A 17333-nucleotide genomic window follows, 5' to 3' on the forward strand; every position below is an offset into this window, starting at 1 on the left:
GTTGTGGAAATTCGCGATCTCACCCCCGACGACCTCGACGACGTTCTCGACCTGCGTAAACGCTCCTTCGGCCCGATCTCCGGCGCGGAGGCCGAGCGGTGGCGCCACACCGTGACGCCCACCCTCGGCGAGGGCCGCTACCTGGGCGCGTTCGAGGGCGGCAGGCTCGCCGCCTCGGCCCGGCTGCGCCGCTTCACCCAGTGGTGGTACGGCCGTCCGCAGGCCATGGCCGGCGTCGCGGGGGTCACCGTCAACCCGGAGGACCGCGGCCACGGCGTCGGCACCGCCATCATGCGCGCCGTCATCGACCGCGCCGCCGCCCACGGCGACGCCGTCTCGGCGCTCTACCCGGCCACCACGCCCCTGTACCGCTCGCTCGGCTACGAGCACGCCGGAGCCCGGCACATGATCACGCTGCCCGCCGAGTCGCTGCGCCGCATCAGGCCGTCCGGCGAGGTCAAGCTGCGCAGGATGGGCCCCGGCGACGCCGCCGAGGTCGTCTCCCTGCTCCACCGCACGCACGAGGCGGCCCGCTCCAGCGGCCCCGTCGCCTGGGACGAGAACGCCTGGCGCGTCTGGCTGTCCAACGAGGACGACTTCCTCTACCTGGCCCCCGACGGCTACCTCGTCTACCGCTGGAACGGCGACGACATGCACGTCGAGAACCTGGTCGCCGGTTCGGGGGAGACGGCCAGGGCGTTGTGGTCGATGGTGGGCAGCTCGTCGTCCATCGCCAGGAAGGTCACCGCGCCGGTCGCCCCCGACGACCCGGTGCTGTGGCTGCTCGGCGAGCGCTCCACCGACCACGTCACGCAGGTGCGCTGGATGTTCCGGGTGCTCGACGTGGCCGCGGCCGTGGAGCGCAGGGGCTTCCCCGCCGCCGTCACGGGCGGTGCCGTGGTCTCCGTGGACGACCCGCTGCGCGGCGGCGGCTGCTTCCGGCTGGAGTTCTCCGGCGGCTCCGGCACGGCCGTCCCGGCCGCCCCGGCCGACGGCGGGGCCGCGGCGCTGAGCGTGGGCGGCTTCTCCGCCCTGTACGCGGGCGTGTCCACCGCGACGTTGCGCAGGACCGGCCTGATGTCCGGCGACGACCGTCACGACGAGCTGCTCGACACGGCCTTCGCCGCCAAGCCGTACATGCTCGACTACTTCTGACCGGCCCGCCCGCCGTTCGCGGCGGGCGATTCACGGTGCGCGGCCAGCTCAGCCGGGGTAGAGTCTCGTGCCGAACAGATGTTCGGCGGCGCGGGAGGCGAACCGGTGCGGGTGATGGGCGTCGATCCGGGGCTGACCCGGTGCGGCCTGGGCGCGGTCGAGGGCCGGCCGGGCGCGCCGCTGTCGCTGGTGGCCGTCGGGGTGGTGCGCACGGGCGCCGGCGAGGAGCTCGGCACCCGGCTGGTCGGCATCGAGGCCGGCATCGAGCGGTGGCTCGACGAGGTCCGTCCCGACGCCGTGGCCGTGGAGCGCGTCTTCGCCCAGCACAACGTCCGCACGGTCATGGGCACCGCGCAGGCGGCCGGGATCGCCGTGCTGTGCGCGGCCCGGCGCGGGCTGCCCGTCGCGCTGCACACGCCCTCGGAGGTCAAGGCCGCCGTCACCGGCAGCGGCACGGCCGACAAGAAGCAGGTCGGCACGATGATCACCCGGCTGCTGCGGCTGGCCGAGATGCCCAAGCCGGCCGACGCCGCCGACGCGCTGGCCCTGGCCATCTGCCACATCTGGCGCGGCGGCGCCCAGCACCGGCTGGCCGAGGCCATGGCCCGCGCCGGCAAGGGGCGCTGACCCGTGCGGAGAGCGCGGCCTGACCGTTTCGTGAAGTTCATGGAGTTCGTGGGGTTCGTGGAGAAGGAGATCGAGTCGTGATCGCGTCGGTGGCGGGAAGGGTGGCGTCGATCGCGCCCGACGGAGCCGTGATCGAGGTCGGGGGCGTCGGCATCCTCGCCCACTGCACCCCCGGCACGCTGGCCACGCTGCGCGTGGGCGAGCAGGCCAGGCTGGCCACCTCGCTGGTGGTGCGCGAGGAGTCGCTGACCCTCTACGGCTTCGCCGGCGACGACGAGCGGGCCGTCTTCGAGATGCTCCAGACGGCCAGCGGCGTCGGCCCCAAGCTGGCGCTGGCGATGCTCGCCGTCCACACGCCCAACGCGCTGCGGGTGGCCGTGGCCGCCGCCGACCTCAAGGCGCTCACGCGGGTGCCGGGCATCGGGCAGAAGGGCGCCCAGCGCATCGTGCTGGAGCTTAAGGACCGGCTCGGCACCCCCGAGGAGGCCGTCAACGCGGCGATCGGCGGGGAGCGGCGCGCCGCCCTGTGGCGCGAGCAGGTGCACTCCGGCCTGGTGGGCCTGGGCTATTCGAGCAAAGACGCCGACGAGGCCGTGGCCGGGGTCGCGCCCGAGGCCGAGGCCGACCTCGCCGCCGGGCGCCAGCCGCAGGTGGCCGCGCTGCTGAAGGCCGCGCTCCGGTCCCTCAGCGTACGATGATCACGAAGTACGGGACGACGCCCGGGCGCGCGGGAAGGAGCGGTGGCCATGGACTATGAGCGCGAGCTGGTCTCCGCCGACGCCGGCGGCGACGAGCTGCAGATCGAGGCGGCGCTGCGGCCCAAGCGGCTGGCCGAGTTCATCGGCCAGGGCCGGGTGCGCGAGCAGCTCTCCCTGGTGCTGGAGAGCGCCATGCGCCGCCAGCGTCCGCCCGACCACGTGCTGATGAGCGGGTCGCCGGGTCTGGGCAAGACCACCCTGGCCATGATCATCGCGGCCGAGCTCAACATGCCGCTCCGCATCACCTCGGGCCCCGCCCTGGAGCGGGCCGGCGACCTCGCAGCCATCCTGTCCACGCTGACGGAGGGCGAGGTGCTGTTCATCGACGAGATCCACCGCATGGCCAGGCCCGCCGAGGAGATGCTCTACCTGGCGATGGAGGACTTCCGGGTCGACATCGTCGTGGGCAAGGGGCCGGGCGCGACCGCGATCCCGCTCGACATCGCGCCGTTCACGCTGGTCGGCGCCACCACGCGGGCCGGGCTGCTGCCGGCGCCGCTGCGCGACCGGTTCGGGTTCACCGCCCACATGGACTTCTACGAGGTCGGCGAGCTGGAGCAGGTGCTCCACCGGTCGGCGCGGCTGCTCGGCGTCGTCCTGCCCGAGGAGGGCGCCCACGAGATCGCCCGGCGGTCGCGCGGCACGCCCCGCATCGCCAACCGCCTGCTGCGCCGCGTCCGCGACTTCGCCGACGTGCGCGCCGACGGCGTGATCGACCGGGACATTGCCTCGGCGGCGCTCAATCTTTACGAAGTCGACGCCGAAGGGCTCGACCGGCTCGACCGGGCGGTGCTCGGGGTGCTGCTGCGCAAGTTCGGCGGCGGCCCCGTCGGTCTTTCCACGCTCGCCGTGGCCGTGGGGGAGGAGCCCGAGACCGTCGAGGTGGTGGCCGAGCCGTTCCTCGTCCGGCAGGGGCTGCTGGCCAGGACCCCGCGCGGCCGGGTCGCGACCGCTTCCGCCTGGACACACCTGGGTATGACACCGCCGCCGGACGCGTTCGGGGCCGCCGTTTCACCGTGATCACGAAACGGTTGCAACCATTTCAAATCGGGAACTTCCCCGCGCGCCGAATCGCTGCCTCGTTGCCGCGTTTCATAACAACCGCCTACACTCCGTGCCTTGGCTGGCTGTGTAGGCTGACGGGCTGAGCGGCGCGGCCCGAGAGCTACGCAACGGAATTTCCGGCGCGAGGCCGGTGTCAAATTCTTGAACGACTATGGAAGGTCGCCCCTATGGACATGGGACAACTCGGAAGCATCCTGCCGCTGATCCTTCTGGTGGTGGTGTTCTACTTCCTGCTGATCCGTCCGCAGCGCAAGCGCCAGCAGGAAGCGCAGCAGATGCAGAACTCCTTGACCCCGGGCGCCCGCGTCATGACCACGACCGGCCTGTTCGCCACGGTCGTCGCGGTGGACAACGAGGACGTCGTGCTGGAGGTCGCGCCCGGCATCGAGACGCGCTGGGTCAAGGCGGCCATCGGCCGTGTGGTCCAGCCCGGTGACACTCCGGTGGTGGCCGACGAGCCGGTCGCGACCGACCTCGCCGACGGTGACGCCAAGGACTCCGACGCGACCGTCGAGCCCAACGGCGATCAGGGCTCCAGCAGCAAGCAGTCCTGACTAAGCTCTGCGACAAACCCCTATCTGAGAGAATCGACGACCAGTGGCCCGACCGACCAGCCGCCACAGCCGACCAGGGCGCACGCTCTTGGTGCTGCTGGCGCTCATCCTCGCCCTGGGCGGGACGATGTTCCTGCAGAAGGCGTTCACGCCCAAGCTGGGACTCGACCTCGCCGGCGGAACGACGGTGACGTTGTCACCCGTGACCCAGTCCGGTCAGTCTCCGCCTGAAGAGATCCTCGACCGCGCGGTCAACATCATCCGCGACCGGGTCAACGGCACCGGCATCTCCGACGCGGAGGTCGCCAAGTCCGGCGACAACATCATCATCTCCATCCCGGGCGTCGGACAGAGCGAGGCCATCAAGCTGGTCGCCACCACGGCGGAGCTGCGTTTCCGCCAGGTGCTCGCCATGGAGGCCACGCAGGTCCCGCAGAACCTGACCACCGAGGCGCCCACGCCGGGCGCCTCGCCGTCCGCCAAGCCGTCCTCGACCGCCAGGCCGTCGGGCAAGCCGTCCGGCACGCAGTCGGCGACCACGCCGAGCGCGTCCCCGACGGGCAAGGCGCTGTCGTCCGCGCTGACCGCGCCGACGCCGGGCGCCACGCCCGAGGCCACGCAGAGCGGCCGCGACCAGACGGCCCAGAACGGCCAGAAGCAGAACACCAAGGGCAGGAACGCCACGCCGACGCCGTCGCCGAGCACGCCGCCCACGCAGCCGAGCCAGGACCCCAACGCCGGCATCAACACGCAGGGCATCGACCCCGCGGTGCTGCAGCAGTTCCACAAGCTCGACTGCACCGACCCCAAGAACCGCGGCCAGGGCGTCCAGGACGACCCGAACAAGCAGTACGCGGCCTGCGAGACCGACGGCAGCTACAAGTACGTCCTCGACGTCGCCAAGGTCGTCGGCACCGACATCGACACCGCCTCGGCCGGCGTGCGCCAGGGCACCGTGGAGTGGATCGTCCAGCTCGACTTCAAGAGCAAGGGCGCGGGCGAGTGGAGCAAGCTCACCACCACCGCCTACAACGCCCAGGAGCCGCGCAACAAGGTGGCGGTCGTCCTCGACGGCGTGGTCATCACGGCCCCGAACATCATCAGCCCGATCCCCGGCGGCCGCGCCGAGATCACCGGCGGCTTCGACCAGGTCAGCGCCACCAACCTGGCCGACCAGCTCAAGTACGGCGCCCTCCCGCTGAAGTTCCAGCGCAGCTCGATCGACACCGTGTCCTCGACGCTCGGCGCCGACCAGCTCGAAGGCGGCCTGATCGCGGGCATCATCGGCCTCGGCCTGGTGGTCGTCTACTCGCTGCTGTACTACCGCGGCCTCGGCATCGTCGCGGTGCTGAGCCTCGTCGTGGCCTCGATCCTGACGTACACGGCGGTGGTCGTGCTCGGCCACAACGCCGGCTTCCGGCTCTCGCTGCCGCACATCATCGGCCTGGTGGTCTCCATCGGCATCACCGCCGACTCCTTCATCGTGTATTTCGAACGCATACGTGATGAGATGAAGGAAGGTCGGCGGACGCTTCGCGCGGCCGTCGAGGTGGCCTGGGTCCGTGCCCGGCGCACGATCCTGATCGCCGACGCCGTCATGTTCATCGCCGCCATCGTGCTGTACTTCCTGGCGGTGGGCGGTGTGGCCGGGTTCGCCTTCGCGATGGGCCTGACCACGCTGATCGACATCGTGGTGGTGTTCCTGTTCACCAAGCCGTTCATCGCCCTGCTGGCGAGGCTGAAGTTCTTCGCCAAGGGGCACCCGCTGTCCGGCCTCGACGCAGAGCGCATGAGCACCGAGCCGGCCGCCACGACCACTCCGCAGGAGGCCTGAGATGGGACTGGGGCGTCGCCTCTACCGCGGCGAGATCGATGTCGACTTCGTCGGCAAGTGGAGGCTCTGGTACAGCCTGTCCGGCCTGCTGCTGGCGGTCTCCCTGGCCGGCATCCTGTTCAACGGGCTCAACCTGGGCGTCGAGTTCAAGGGCGGAACGGTCTTCACGTTCCCGGCCACCAGCGGCACCGTCGAGGAGGTCCGCGAGGACTTCCGCACCCAGGGCGCCCACCAGGTGATCGTGCAGCGGGCCCGCGACAACTGGCGGGTCACCACCGAGACCCTGACGGAGTCGACGCTCAACCAGATGCAGACGACGATCGCCAAGGAGTACAAGGTCCCGGTCAAGGACGTCAGCGTCCAGTCGATCGGCGCCTCCTGGGGCGGTGAGGTCTCCCAGAAGGCCTGGATCGGCCTGGGCGTCTTCATGCTCGCGATCATCCTGTACCTGTCGATGGCGTTCGAGCCGAAGATGGCGTTGTCGGCGATCGTCGCGCTCATCCACGACCTCGTCATCACCGCCGGCGTCTACGCCTGGTCGGGCTTCGAGGTCACGCCGGCGACGCTGCTGGGCTTCCTGACCATCCTCGGTTACTCGCTCTACGACGCGGTCGTGGTGTTCGACATGATCAAGGAGGTCACGGCCAAGCTGGGCACGACCTCCAAGATGACGTACTCGATGGCGGCCAACAACGCGCTCAACCACACGCTGATCCGGTCGCTGAACACCTCGCTGGTCGCGATCCTGCCGGTGGCGGCCATCCTGTTCATCGGCACCACGCTGCTCGGCGCGGGCACGCTGAAGGACCTGTCGCTGGCCCTGTTCGTCGGCATGATCGTCGGCACCTACTCGTCCCTGTGCGTGGCCACGCCGATGCTGGTGACGCTCAAGGAGCGGGAGCCGAAGTACCAGGCCATCGCGCGCCGGCTCGCCTCCACCTCCGGCAAGGGGGCGAAGGGTTCCAAAAGCGCAGCCGTAGCGAAGGGCTGAGCCCCGTCCGTGGCTCGTCCCGGCGCCCCCGTCCGTCAGGGCGGGGGCGCCGCCGCGTTCAGGGGGGCCGTGCGGCGCCGGAGGGGGCTGAGGGGCACCCGGGGCGGGACCTGTCACCGGCGGGCCTCTGAGCCCGCTCACAGGCCGTCCGGGACGTACGGCGGTCCGAGGAGGGGCCGGAGTAGGCCATCATGGAGCGCGGCACCCACGAGGAAGGCGATGGAAGCACGATGAGCGAGCTCAGCCAGTTGATCCTGGACCGGATCAGGGACGTCCCCGACTATCCCCAGCCCGGCGTGCTGTTCAAGGACATCACCCCGCTGCTCGGCGACCCCGTCGCGATGGCGGCCGTGGTGGACGAGCTGGCCGGCCTCACCCAGGTGGACAAGATCGTCGGCATCGAGGCCAGGGGATTCATCCTGGCGGCGCCGGTGGCCTACCGGGCGGCGGCCGGGTTCGTCCCGGTGCGCAAGAAGGGCAAGCTGCCGGCCGCGACGCTGGAGGAGTCCTACGACCTGGAGTACGGCTCGGCCACCATCGAGGTGCACCGCGACGCCTTCGCGCCCGGCGACCGGGTGCTCATCGTCGACGACGTGCTGGCGACCGGCGGCACGGCCAGGGCCACCATCGAGCTGGTCGAGCGGGCGGGCGCGCACGTCGTCGGCCTCGCGGTGCTGATGGAGCTGGCTTTTCTCAAGGGACGCGAGCGCCTGCCGGCCGTCGACCTGCACTCCCTGGTGATCGTCTGAGACGGCCCGAGCGAGTCCGGGTTCACAGCCTGGATACACTGGGGGGATCTGGACTCGAACGTGAGGAGTCTGAGTGCCCCGTGATGTGGTCGCGCCCGACGTAACCGACGCTGGTAATGCCGACGCGCCCGGCGTTCCTGCGGTGCGTCGACGGCGGTTTGGGGGTGGGGCCATGAATCCGGTGCTGGAGCCGCTGTTCCGCACGGTCCGGGCCACCCATCCCAAGGCCGATCTGCGCCTGATCGAACGCGCCTACGACATGGCCGCCTACCACCACCGCGACCAGAAGCGGAAGTCGGGCGACCCGTACATCACCCACCCGCTCGCCGTGGCGACGATCCTGGCCGAGCTGGGCACCGACGACGAGACGTTGTGCGCCGCGCTGCTGCACGACACCGTCGAGGACACCGCCTACAGCCTCGACGAGCTGCGCGCCGACTTCGGCGACACGATCGGCTCGCTGGTCGACGGCGTCACCAAGCTCGACAAGGTCAAGTTCGGCGACGCGGCGCAGGCCGAGACCGTGCGCAAGATGGTCGTGGCGATGTCGCGCGACATCCGCGTGCTCATCATCAAGCTCGCCGACCGGCTCCACAACATGCGCACCATGCGCTACCTGCCCGAGCACAAGCGCCACCAGAAGTCCCGCGAGACGCTGGAGATCTTCGCGCCGCTGGCCCACCGGCTCGGCATGAACACGATCAAGTGGGAGCTGGAGGACCTCGCGTTCGCCATGCTCTACCCCAAGCGCTACGACGAGATCGCGCGCATGGTCTCCGAGCGCGCGCCGCGGCGCGACCTGTTCCTGCAGGAGGTCATCGAGAAGGTCTCCGGCGACCTGCGCGAGGCCAAGATCCGCGCGGTGGTCAAGGGCCGGCCCAAGCACTACTACTCCGTCTACCAGAAGATGATCGCCCGCGACGTCGCCTTCGACGACATCTACGACCTGGTGGGCATCCGGGTCCTGGTCGACAGCGTGCGCGACTGCTACGCGGCGCTGGGCACGATCCACGCGCGCTGGAACCCGGTCCCCGGCCGGTTCAAGGACTACATCGCGATGCCCAAGTTCAACATGTACCAGTCGCTGCACACCACGGTGATCGGTCCCGAGGGCAAGCCGGTCGAGCTGCAGATCCGCACCCACGCGATGCACCACAGGGCCGAGTACGGCGTGGCCGCCCACTGGAAGTACAAGGAGGAGGTCGGCGCGCCGGGGCCCACCGGCAAGGTCAAGCCGGGCAGCGACATGGCCTGGCTGCGCCAGCTCCTCGACTGGCAGAAGGAGACCTCCGACCCGGGCGAGTTCCTGGAGTCGCTGCGCTTCGACCTGTCGGTCTCCGAGGTCTACGTGTTCACCCCGAAGGGCCAGGTCATCGCCCTGCCCGAGGGCGGCACGCCGGTCGACTTCGCCTACGCCGTCCACACCGAGGTCGGCCATCGCTGCATCGGCGCGCGCGTCAACGGGCGGCTGGTGCCGCTGGAGTCGCGGCTCGGCAACGGCGACACGGTCGAGATCTTCACCTCCAAGTCGCCCGACGCCGGGCCGTCGCGCGACTGGCTGAAGTTCGTCAAGTCCGGCCGGGCCCGCAACAAGATCCGGCAGTGGTTCTCCAAGGAGCGCCGCGAGACCGCGATCGAGGCGGGCAAGGAGGCCATCGGCCGCGCCATGCGCAAGCAGGGCCTGCCGCTGCAGCGCCTGATGTCCGGCGAGGCGCTGCTGGCGCTCGCCCGCGACCTGCGCTACCCCGACGTCTCGGCGCTCTATGCGGCCGTGGGGGAGGGGCACATCGCCGCGCAGGCGGTCGTGCAGAAGCTCGTGGCCTCGATCGGCGGCGTGGAGAGCGCCGAGGAGGACATCGCCGAGACGTCCCTGCCCACCCGGCTGCGCGGCCGTCCGCGCGGCGGCGGCGCGGGCGTGGTCGTGGCGGGCGACGCCGACGTGTGGGTGCGCCTGTCCAAGTGCTGCACGCCGGTGCCCGGCGACGAGATCGTCGGCTTCGTCACCCGCGGCCACGGCGTGTCCGTGCACCGCGCCGACTGCACCAACGTCCAGCAGCTCAGGGAGCAGCCCGACCGGCTGGTCGAGGTGAGCTGGTCGCCCGGCGACGACAGCGTGTTCCTGGTGGCCATCCAGGTCGAGGCCCTCGACCGGCCGCGCCTGCTGTCCGACGTCACGCGCACCCTGTCCGACCAGCACGTCAACATCCTCAGCGCATCCGTGACGACCTCCCGCGACCGGGTGGCGATCAGCAAGTTCACCTTCGAGATGGGCGACCCGAAACACCTGGGCCACGTGCTCAAGGCGGTGCGCAGCATCCAGGGCGTCTTCGACGTCTACCGGGTGAGCGGCGCCGGCAGCTGAGCGGCCAGCCGGTGGCGGTTCAGCCCTTCAGGTCCGGCAGGTTGACCACGATCGCCTCCTGCGTGCTGCGCGCGATCACCACGACGGCCTCCCGTTCGGGGTCGGGGTTCTCCTCGCGGTGCGGGGTGTAGGGCGGCACGTAGACGTAGTCGCCGGGGGCGGCCTCGATGCGCCGCTCGCGGCCGTCCTGGAGGAAGACGAAGCGCGGTGTGCCGCTGACGACGTAGATGGCGGTCTCGGAGGCGCCGTGGTGGTGGTCGGAGGAGCGGGTGGCGGGCGCGACGTGCGTCTGGCCCATCCACAGGGCCGAGGAACCGGCCGTGGCCCCGCTGACGGCGGCCAGCCTGCGCATCCCCGCGCTCTGGGCCGTGTCGCCCGACAGCGCGTCTGAGGCGATGTGACGCAGCGGGAGGTGGAACGGGTCGCCCTCGGCCCGGTAGCCCTCCCACAGACGCCCTCCGGCCCGTTCCAGGACGCCTGAGGCCACCGAGGTCAGCAGTGCCGGGTCGGAATGGGCCGCCAGCAGCTCGTCGGCCAGCGCCGGGTCGTGCCCGCGCAGCTCGCGCAGCAGCCACTTGCCGTTGCCCCGCCACCGGCCGCCCACGTCGAGGGCCAGCCTGGCGGTCTCCTGGACCACCTGCCAGCGGATGAACAGCTGCTCGCCGGGGTCGGTCGCGCCGGCCAGGTCGTCGAGCAGGTCGGACAGGGCGTACCGGGCCTGGTCGGCGCGGGCGGCGGCCAGGCCGCCGGGACCGGCGGCCAGCCGGTCGCCGAGCGCCGCCTGAAGGTCGCTGGCCCGGCCGCCGGTGCGGTCGACCAGCACCGCGCCGTCGGCGCACATGCGGGCCACGCCCGGCTTGCGCTCGGCCAGGTCGCGGTCGACGTAGGCGTCGAGGCTGGTCTCGCTGTGGACGTACAGCTCGACGGGCCAGCCGTGCCAGCGCAAAGACTCGCGGTAGGGCACGGCCAGCCCGTCGAGCACCACCACGACGTCGAGGTCGGAGGTGCTGGTGCGGCGCTCGGTGAGCACGCTGCCGCCGACGAAGGCGTACAGGGCGCCGGGGAACAGCTCGTCGACGAGGGCGCGCGCGACGCTGACGGGGTCCATGCCGTCAGCGTAGGACCCCGGCCGCCTTCCGAAGATCGGTTCAGCTGAACTCGGTCAGCGTGCGCTCGGCCTCCTCCAGCCACGAACGGCGGGCGACCAGCGCCTCCTCGGCCTCCTTGACGTCCTTGGCCCGGCCGGCGGCCTGCGCCTTGGCCAGCCGCTTCTCCAGCTGCTCGATGGAGGCGCGCAGCTGGTCGACCGTGCTCTGGGCGCGGGCCCTCGCCTCGGGGTTGGACCGCTTCCACTCGGCGTCCTCGGCCTTGCGCACGGCCTCGTCGATCTTGCGAAGCCCGCCTTCGAGCCGGTCGCGCTGCTCGCGCGGCACCGGTCCGGCGGCCTCCCAGCGCTCCAGGACGTGCCGCAGCGCCGCCCTGGCCGTGCGCGCGTCGGTGACGGGGAGGATCTTCTCGGCCTCGGCCAGCAGCTCCTCCTTGACCTCGGCGTTGGCCGCCAGCGAGGCGTCGCGCTCGGCGAAGACCGCCGAACGGGCCTGGAAGAACTGGTCCTGGGCGGCCTTGAAGCGGCCCCACAGCTCGTCCTCGGCCTCGCGCGAGGCGCGCCCGGCGGTCTTCCACTGCTGCATCAGCTCGCGGTAGATCGCCGCGGTCGTGCCCCAGTCGGTGGAGCCGGCCAGGGCCTCGGCCTCGGCGACGATGCGCTCCTTGGCCGCGCGTACGCCCTCGCGCTGCTCGTCCAGGCCCGCGAAGTACTGCTTGCGGCGCTTGGCGAAGGCCGTACGGGCCGCCGACAGGCGCTTCCACAGCGCGGCCTCGGTGACCCGGTCGATCCGGTCGGCGGCCTTCCACTCCTCGACGAGCTGGCGCAGCCGTTCGCCGCCCGTCTTCCAGTGGGTGGTCTCGTCGGCGATGCGCTCGGCCTCGTCGACGATGCGCTCCTTGACCACCCTGGCCTCGGCGCGCGCCTGGTCGCGGGCGGCCTTGACCTCCTCGCGGCGATGCCCGACCAGCTCGGTCAGGCCGTCGAGGCGGGCCGTCAGCGCGGCCAGGTCGCCCACGGCGTGGGCGTCGGCGACGGCCTCGCGCAGCTTGGCGATGCTCGCCTCGGCCTGCGCGGGCGCCAGGTCGGTGCCCTTGACCCGCTGTTCGAGGAGCTGCACCTGGCCGGACAGCTCGTCGTACTTGCGATGGAAGTAGGCCAGTGCCTCTTCGGGTTCACCGGCCTGCCAGGAGCCGACGGCCCGCTCTCCCTCAGCCGTACGCACGTAGACGGTGCCGTCGTCGTCTACCCGGCCCCACGGGTCGGTGCTCACCGTGTCCTCCCGCACTATCCATCAGACCCTTCGGGACTACTTCGTCCCTAGTTTGTATTACGTCAGCTCTTGCCGGCGATTGTCACGTCTTTGATTTCGAGGGTTTGCTTCGGTGCTCCGGTCCCATCTCCCATGTCAGCGATGACGCCCGCTTTGTTCACCTTGTCCAGGATGTCGAGCCCCTTGGTGATCGTACCCACCGGCGTGTAATCCGGGGTGAGTCCGAGATCGCCGTAAACGAGGAAGAACTGGCTTCCCGTGCTGCCCGGCGCCGAGGTCTTCGCCATCGCCACCGTGCCGCGCTTGTACGTGGCCCCCTGGAGGTTCTCCTCGGCCATCACGTAGCCGGGGCCGCCCGCGCCGTCCTGGCTCTTGCCGTCGGCCTTGGCCGTCGGGTCGCCGCACTGCAGCATGGGGAACTTGTCGCTGCCGAGCCGGTGGCACTTGCTGCCGTCGTAGAACTTCTTGCTCGCCAGGAAGGCCAGCGAGTTGGTCGTGCACGGCGCCTTGGCGTTGTCGAGCTCGATCACGATGTCGCCCAGGTTGGTGTCGAGCGTCATCGTCTTCTTGGCCGGCTCGGTCTTGACCTTGGCCGGCGGCATGCCGACGTCCTTGACCTGGCCGCCGGCGGCCTCCTTGACGTAGTCGCAGGTGCCGGTCGCCGCGTTGTACGGCTTGGGCCCCGTGCTGGCCGCGGCCGACGCGGTGTCCTGCGGGGCCGAGGCCGAGGGCGAGGCGGACGCCTCGGTCGTCGAGCCGCCGCCGCCGAGCAGCGCGACCGCGGCCACGATGCCGCCCACCACGACCACCACGCCGACCGTGGAGCCGATGATCGCGGTGCGCTTGGCCTTCTGCTCGCGCTCGATGCGGCGCTGCATCTGCCGCTCGTAGTGCTCACGTGCCAGCTGCTTCTGCCGGTCCTTGCCCGTGGCCACCGCTTTGCCTCCCATAGTCAATCAACTGAGGTGGGCGAATCGTATCGGCCAATGGGTAATGATTCGCAGCCCGGCGACCCGCACCGGTACCCTTCGGTTACATTCCCATTGGCTTTTCGACGAGATCACCTGAGGCAGATGCTCATCGCAGGCTTCCCCGCAGGGGCCCTCCAGACCAATTGTTACGTCGTCGCGCCCGCGGCCGGCGAGGAGTGCGTGATCGTCGATCCGGGCCAGGACGCGGCCGAAGGCGTCGACGAGCTGCTGCGCGAGCACCGGCTCAAGCCGGTCGCGGTGCTGCTCACGCACGGCCACCTCGACCACGTGTGGTCGGTCGCCCCCGTCTGCGGCGCGCGCGACGTCCCCGCGTGGATCCACCCCGACGACCGCCACCTGCTGAGCGACCCCTCGGCCGGCTGGGGCGGCGGCGTCTCGCTGTTCGGCGACATCAGGCTGAGCGAGCCCGACGACGTGCGCGAGCTGTCCGACGGCGCGGCGCTCAGCCTGGCGGGCCTCGATCTCGTGGTCGACCACACCCCCGGCCATACCAGGGGGTCGGTGAGCTTCCGGCTGCCCGGCGACGAGATCATGTTCTCGGGCGACCTGTTGTTCGCCGGCTCCATCGGCCGCACCGATCTTCCCGGCGGCGATTACCCGACCATCCTGAACAGCCTGGCCACCAAGTGCCTGCCGCTGCCTGACGATACGGTCGTCCTGCCGGGCCACGGACCACAGACCACGATCGGCCGCGAGCGCGCCACCAACCCTTACCTGAAGGAAGCGGCGCCGCAGGCCGGTCCCACACGAGGGATCTAATGAGCTTCCAAGCACCCAAAGGCACCTTCGACTGGCTGCCGCCCAGCTCCGAGGCCATCCTGGCCGTGCGTGAGGCGCTGGCCGCGCCGCTGAGGCAGGCGGGCTACGGCTACGTCGAGACCCCCGTCTTCGAGGACACCGAGCTGTTCAAGCGGGGCGTGGGCGAGTCCACCGACGTGGTGTCGAAGGAGATGTACACCTTTCCCGACAAGGCGGGCAGGTCGCTGACGCTGCGTCCCGAGGGCACCGCTTCGGTCGTGCGCGCCGTGCTCCAGCACAACCTGCACAACGGGCAGCTCCCGGTCAAGCTGTGGTACTCCGGCAGCCAGTTCCGCTACGAGCGTGCCCAGAAGGGCCGCTACCGCCACTTCTGGCAGGTCGGGGCCGAGGCCCTGGGCTCCGAGGACCCGGCGCTCGACGCCGAGCTGATCCTGCTCGGCGCGCGCGGCTTCGCCTCGCTCGGGCTCCGGCAGGTCAGGCTGCTGGTCAACTCGCTGGGCGACAAGAACTGCCGGCCCGCCTACCGGGCCGCGCTCCAGGACTTCCTGCGCGGGCTCGACCTCGACGAGGAGACCAGGGCCCGCATCGACATCAACCCGCTGCGGGTGCTCGACGACAAGCGGCCCGAGGTGCAGGCCCAGCTCACCGGCGCGCCGCTGGTCGTCGACCACCTGTGCGCCGCCTGCAAGGCCTACCACGAGGAGGTCCGCTCGCTGCTGACCGCCTCGGGCGTGGCCTTCGAGGACGACCCGCGCCTGGTGCGCGGGCTCGACTACTACACGCGCACCACGTTCGAGTTCGTGCACGGCGGGCTCGGCTCCCAGTCGGCCGTCGGCGGCGGCGGCCGCTACGACGGGCTCAGCGAGATGCTGGGCGGGCCGCCGTTGCCCAGCGTCGGCTGGGCGCTCGGCGCCGACCGCACCTACCTGGCCATGGAGTCCGAGGGTCTGCTCGGCGAGGCCGCGCCGGGCCGCGTCCAGGTGTACGGTGTCCCGCTGGGCGACGACGCGCGCCGCCGCATGTTCCTGCTCGTCTCCGAGCTGCGCGAGGCGGGCGTCAGCGCCGACATGGCCTTCGGCGGCAAGGGGCTCAAGGGAGCGATGAAGGGCGCCGACAGATCCGGCGCCCGCTTCGCGCTGATCCTGGGCGAGCGAGACCTCGCGGCCGAGGCCGTGCAACTGAAGGACCTGACCACCGCTGAACAGACCCAGGTGCCGCTGGCCCAGGTCGCCGACGTTTTGAAAGGGAAAGTGCAGTGATCCGCACGCATACGGCCGGGTCGCTCCGGAAGGAGCACGCCGGGCAGCAGGTGACGCTCGCAGGATGGGTGGCCCGCCGCCGTGACCACGGCGGCGTGGTCTTCATCGACCTGCGCGACGCCTCCGGCTCGGCGCAGGTGGTCTTCCGCGAGGAGGACCACGCCCACGACCTGCGCGCCGAGTACTGCGTGCAGGTGGTCGGCCAGGTCAGGGTGCGCCCGGAGGGCAACGAGAACCCCGAGCTGCCCACCGGCGCGATCGAGGTCGTGGCCGAGCGGGTCGAGGTGCTGAGCGAGTCCGCGCCGCTGCCGTTCCCCATCGAGGGCAACGTCGGCGTGTCGGAGGAGGCCCGGCTCAAGTACCGCTACCTCGACATCCGCCGCCAGCAGGTCGCCGCCGCCATGCGCACCCGCTCCAAGGCCACCTACCTGGCCAACGAAGTGATGCACGAGCTCGGCTTCGTCTACGTCGAGACCCCGACGCTCACCCGCTCGACCCCCGAGGGCGCGCGCGACTTCCTGGTGCCGGTCCGCCTGCAGCCCGGCAACTGGTACGCCCTGCCGCAGTCGCCCCAGCTGTTCAAGCAGCTGCTGCAGGTCGCCGGCCTGGAGCGCTACTACCAGCTCGCCAAGTGCTACCGCGACGAAGACCTGCGGGCCGACCGCCAGCCCGAGTTCACCCAGATCGACGTCGAGATGTCCTTCGTCGACCAGGAGGACGTCATCGAGGTCGGCGAGAAGCTGGTCGGCCGCCTGTGGCGGGAGATCCTCGGCTACGAGATCCCCATGCCGCTGCCGCGCATGACCTACGCCGACGCCATGGCCCGCTACGGCTCCGACAAGCCCGACCTGCGCTTCGGCCAGGAGCTCGTGGAGATGACCGACTACTTCTCGGCCACCTCCTTCCGCGTCTTCCAGGCCGACTACGTCGGCGCGGTGGTCATGCCGGGCGGCGCCTCGCAGACCCGCAAGGAGCTCGACGGCTGGCAGGAGTGGGCGCGCAGCCGCGGCGCCAAGGGCCTGGCCTACGTGCTGGTCCAGGAGGACGGCACGCTCGGCGGCCCGGTCGCCAAGAACCTGTCGGAGCAGGAGCTGTCCGGCCTGGCCGCCAAGGTCGGCGCCGCCCCCGGTGACGCGATCTTCTTCGCCGCCGGCGCCCGCTCGGCCTCCCGCGACCTGCTGGGCGCGGCCCGCCTGGAGATCGGCCGTCGCTGCGGCCTGATCGACGAGTCGCAGTGGTCGTTCCTGTGGGTGGTCGACGCCCCCATGTTCGAGGAGGACGGCGAGGGCGGCTGGACGGCCGTGCACCACCCGTTCACCGGCCCCAAGCCGGAGTGGGCCGACAACTTCCAGGACCACCCGGGCGAGGCCCTGGCCTACGCCTACGACATGGTCTGCAACGGCATGGAGATCGGCGGCGGCTCGATCCGTATCCACCGGGCCGAGATGCAGCAGCGGGTCTTCGACGTGCTCGGCATCTCCAAGGAGGAGGCCGAGAGCAAGTTCGGCTTCCTGCTGGAGGCGTTCAAGTACGGCCCGCCCCCGCACGGCGGCATCGCCTACGGCTGGGACCGGATCTGCATGCTGCTGTCCGGCGGCGACTCGATCCGCGACGTGATCGCGTTCCCGAAGACCGCCTCCGGCTTCGACCCGCTGACCGGCGCGCCGACGCCGATCACGGCCGACCAGCGCAAGGAGGCGGGCGTCGACGCCCAGCCCAAGTCCGAGTCCTGACACGACGACGGCGGGGGCCCCCCCCCCCAAACGGGCGGCCCCCCGCGCGGGTCCGGCGGTCACAAAACCGGAGGAGCGAGAATTTTAAAAGGGTTTTATCGGCGCGCCCGGGCCCCG

The 17333-nt window shown here is 71.0% G+C and carries 15 protein-coding genes; 12 read left to right on the top strand and 3 right to left on the bottom strand.

Features of this window, described 5'->3' with window-relative positions:
- Positions 1 to 3 precede the first annotated feature (3 nt).
- The 9 genes from eis to ACFYYW_RS20180 all read left to right on the top strand — a co-directional run bounded on the left by eis (position 4) and on the right by ACFYYW_RS20180 (position 10095).
- A complete protein-coding gene (gene eis, locus ACFYYW_RS20140; RefSeq protein WP_387650507.1) occupies positions 4 to 1155 on the top strand; it encodes an enhanced intracellular survival protein Eis in 1152 nt (383 codons plus the stop codon).
- Positions 1156 to 1260: 105 nt separating this feature from the next.
- On the top strand, positions 1261 to 1782 hold the full coding sequence (gene ruvC / locus ACFYYW_RS20145; RefSeq protein WP_364416805.1) for a crossover junction endodeoxyribonuclease RuvC: 522 nt from the start codon (positions 1261 to 1263) through the stop codon (positions 1780 to 1782).
- A gap of 77 nt (positions 1783 to 1859) precedes the next feature.
- On the top strand, positions 1860 to 2480 hold the full coding sequence (gene ruvA, locus ACFYYW_RS20150; protein ID WP_352322546.1) for a Holliday junction branch migration protein RuvA: 621 nt from the start codon (positions 1860 to 1862) through the stop codon (positions 2478 to 2480).
- A gap of 48 nt (positions 2481 to 2528) precedes the next feature.
- Positions 2529 to 3560, top strand: a complete 1032-nt coding sequence (gene ruvB / locus ACFYYW_RS20155; protein WP_387650508.1) for a Holliday junction branch migration DNA helicase RuvB — start codon at positions 2529 to 2531, stop codon at positions 3558 to 3560.
- Between the two features lie 212 nt (positions 3561 to 3772).
- Complete coding sequence (gene yajC / locus ACFYYW_RS20160) at positions 3773 to 4159, top strand: preprotein translocase subunit YajC (RefSeq protein WP_387650510.1); 387 nt, start codon at positions 3773 to 3775, stop codon at positions 4157 to 4159.
- Between the two features lie 43 nt (positions 4160 to 4202).
- Positions 4203 to 5993, top strand: a complete 1791-nt coding sequence (secD, locus tag ACFYYW_RS20165; protein WP_387650512.1) for a protein translocase subunit SecD — start codon at positions 4203 to 4205, stop codon at positions 5991 to 5993.
- A 1-nt stretch (position 5994) separates the two neighbouring features.
- The gene (gene secF, locus ACFYYW_RS20170) at positions 5995 to 6984 is read left to right on the top strand and encodes a protein translocase subunit SecF (RefSeq protein ID WP_364390129.1); all 990 of its coding nucleotides are present in this window, start codon (positions 5995 to 5997) and stop codon (positions 6982 to 6984) included.
- 230 nt (positions 6985 to 7214) lie between these two features.
- Positions 7215 to 7733 carry an adenine phosphoribosyltransferase gene (locus ACFYYW_RS20175; RefSeq protein WP_352330551.1) on the top strand — a complete coding sequence of 173 codons (519 nt, stop codon included), beginning with the start codon at positions 7215 to 7217 and terminating at the stop codon, positions 7731 to 7733.
- Between the two features lie 172 nt (positions 7734 to 7905).
- Entirely contained in the window at positions 7906 to 10095 is a 2190-nt protein-coding gene (locus ACFYYW_RS20180) for a bifunctional (p)ppGpp synthetase/guanosine-3',5'-bis(diphosphate) 3'-pyrophosphohydrolase (protein WP_352330550.1), read from the top strand.
- A 19-nt stretch (positions 10096 to 10114) separates the two neighbouring features.
- Here ACFYYW_RS20180 and ACFYYW_RS20185 read toward each other — a convergent pair whose 3' ends face one another.
- The 3 genes from ACFYYW_RS20185 to ACFYYW_RS20195 form a co-directional block, all read right to left on the bottom strand.
- The gene (locus tag ACFYYW_RS20185; protein WP_364390131.1) at positions 10115 to 11203 is read right to left on the bottom strand and encodes a cupin domain-containing protein; all 1089 of its coding nucleotides are present in this window, start codon (positions 11201 to 11203) and stop codon (positions 10115 to 10117) included.
- A 40-nt stretch (positions 11204 to 11243) separates the two neighbouring features.
- Positions 11244 to 12473: a DUF349 domain-containing protein gene (locus ACFYYW_RS20190; RefSeq protein ID WP_352330189.1), complete on the bottom strand. Its 1230-nt coding sequence runs from the start codon at positions 12471 to 12473 to the stop codon at positions 11244 to 11246.
- A 62-nt stretch (positions 12474 to 12535) separates the two neighbouring features.
- The gene (locus ACFYYW_RS20195; RefSeq protein WP_387650513.1) at positions 12536 to 13408 is read right to left on the bottom strand and encodes a peptidylprolyl isomerase; all 873 of its coding nucleotides are present in this window, start codon (positions 13406 to 13408) and stop codon (positions 12536 to 12538) included.
- 138 nt (positions 13409 to 13546) lie between these two features.
- Here ACFYYW_RS20195 and ACFYYW_RS20200 point away from each other — a divergent pair, with 138 nt between their 5' ends.
- The 3 genes from ACFYYW_RS20200 to aspS are packed head-to-tail and all read left to right on the top strand — an operon-like array spanning position 13547 to position 17216.
- The gene (locus tag ACFYYW_RS20200) at positions 13547 to 14224 is read left to right on the top strand and encodes an MBL fold metallo-hydrolase (RefSeq protein WP_352330193.1); all 678 of its coding nucleotides are present in this window, start codon (positions 13547 to 13549) and stop codon (positions 14222 to 14224) included.
- Entirely contained in the window at positions 14224 to 15483 is a 1260-nt protein-coding gene (gene hisS / locus ACFYYW_RS20205) for a histidine--tRNA ligase (RefSeq protein WP_387650515.1), read from the top strand. Before ACFYYW_RS20200 ends, hisS begins: the two co-directional genes overlap by 1 nt.
- Positions 15480 to 17216, top strand: a complete 1737-nt coding sequence (gene aspS, locus ACFYYW_RS20210; protein WP_364390134.1) for an aspartate--tRNA ligase — start codon at positions 15480 to 15482, stop codon at positions 17214 to 17216. Before hisS ends, aspS begins: the two co-directional genes overlap by 4 nt.
- The last annotated feature ends 117 nt before the right edge of the window (positions 17217 to 17333 follow it).

The organism is Nonomuraea sp. NPDC001831 (assembly GCF_042892035.1).
Lineage (GTDB): Bacteria > Actinomycetota > Actinomycetes > Streptosporangiales > Streptosporangiaceae > Nonomuraea.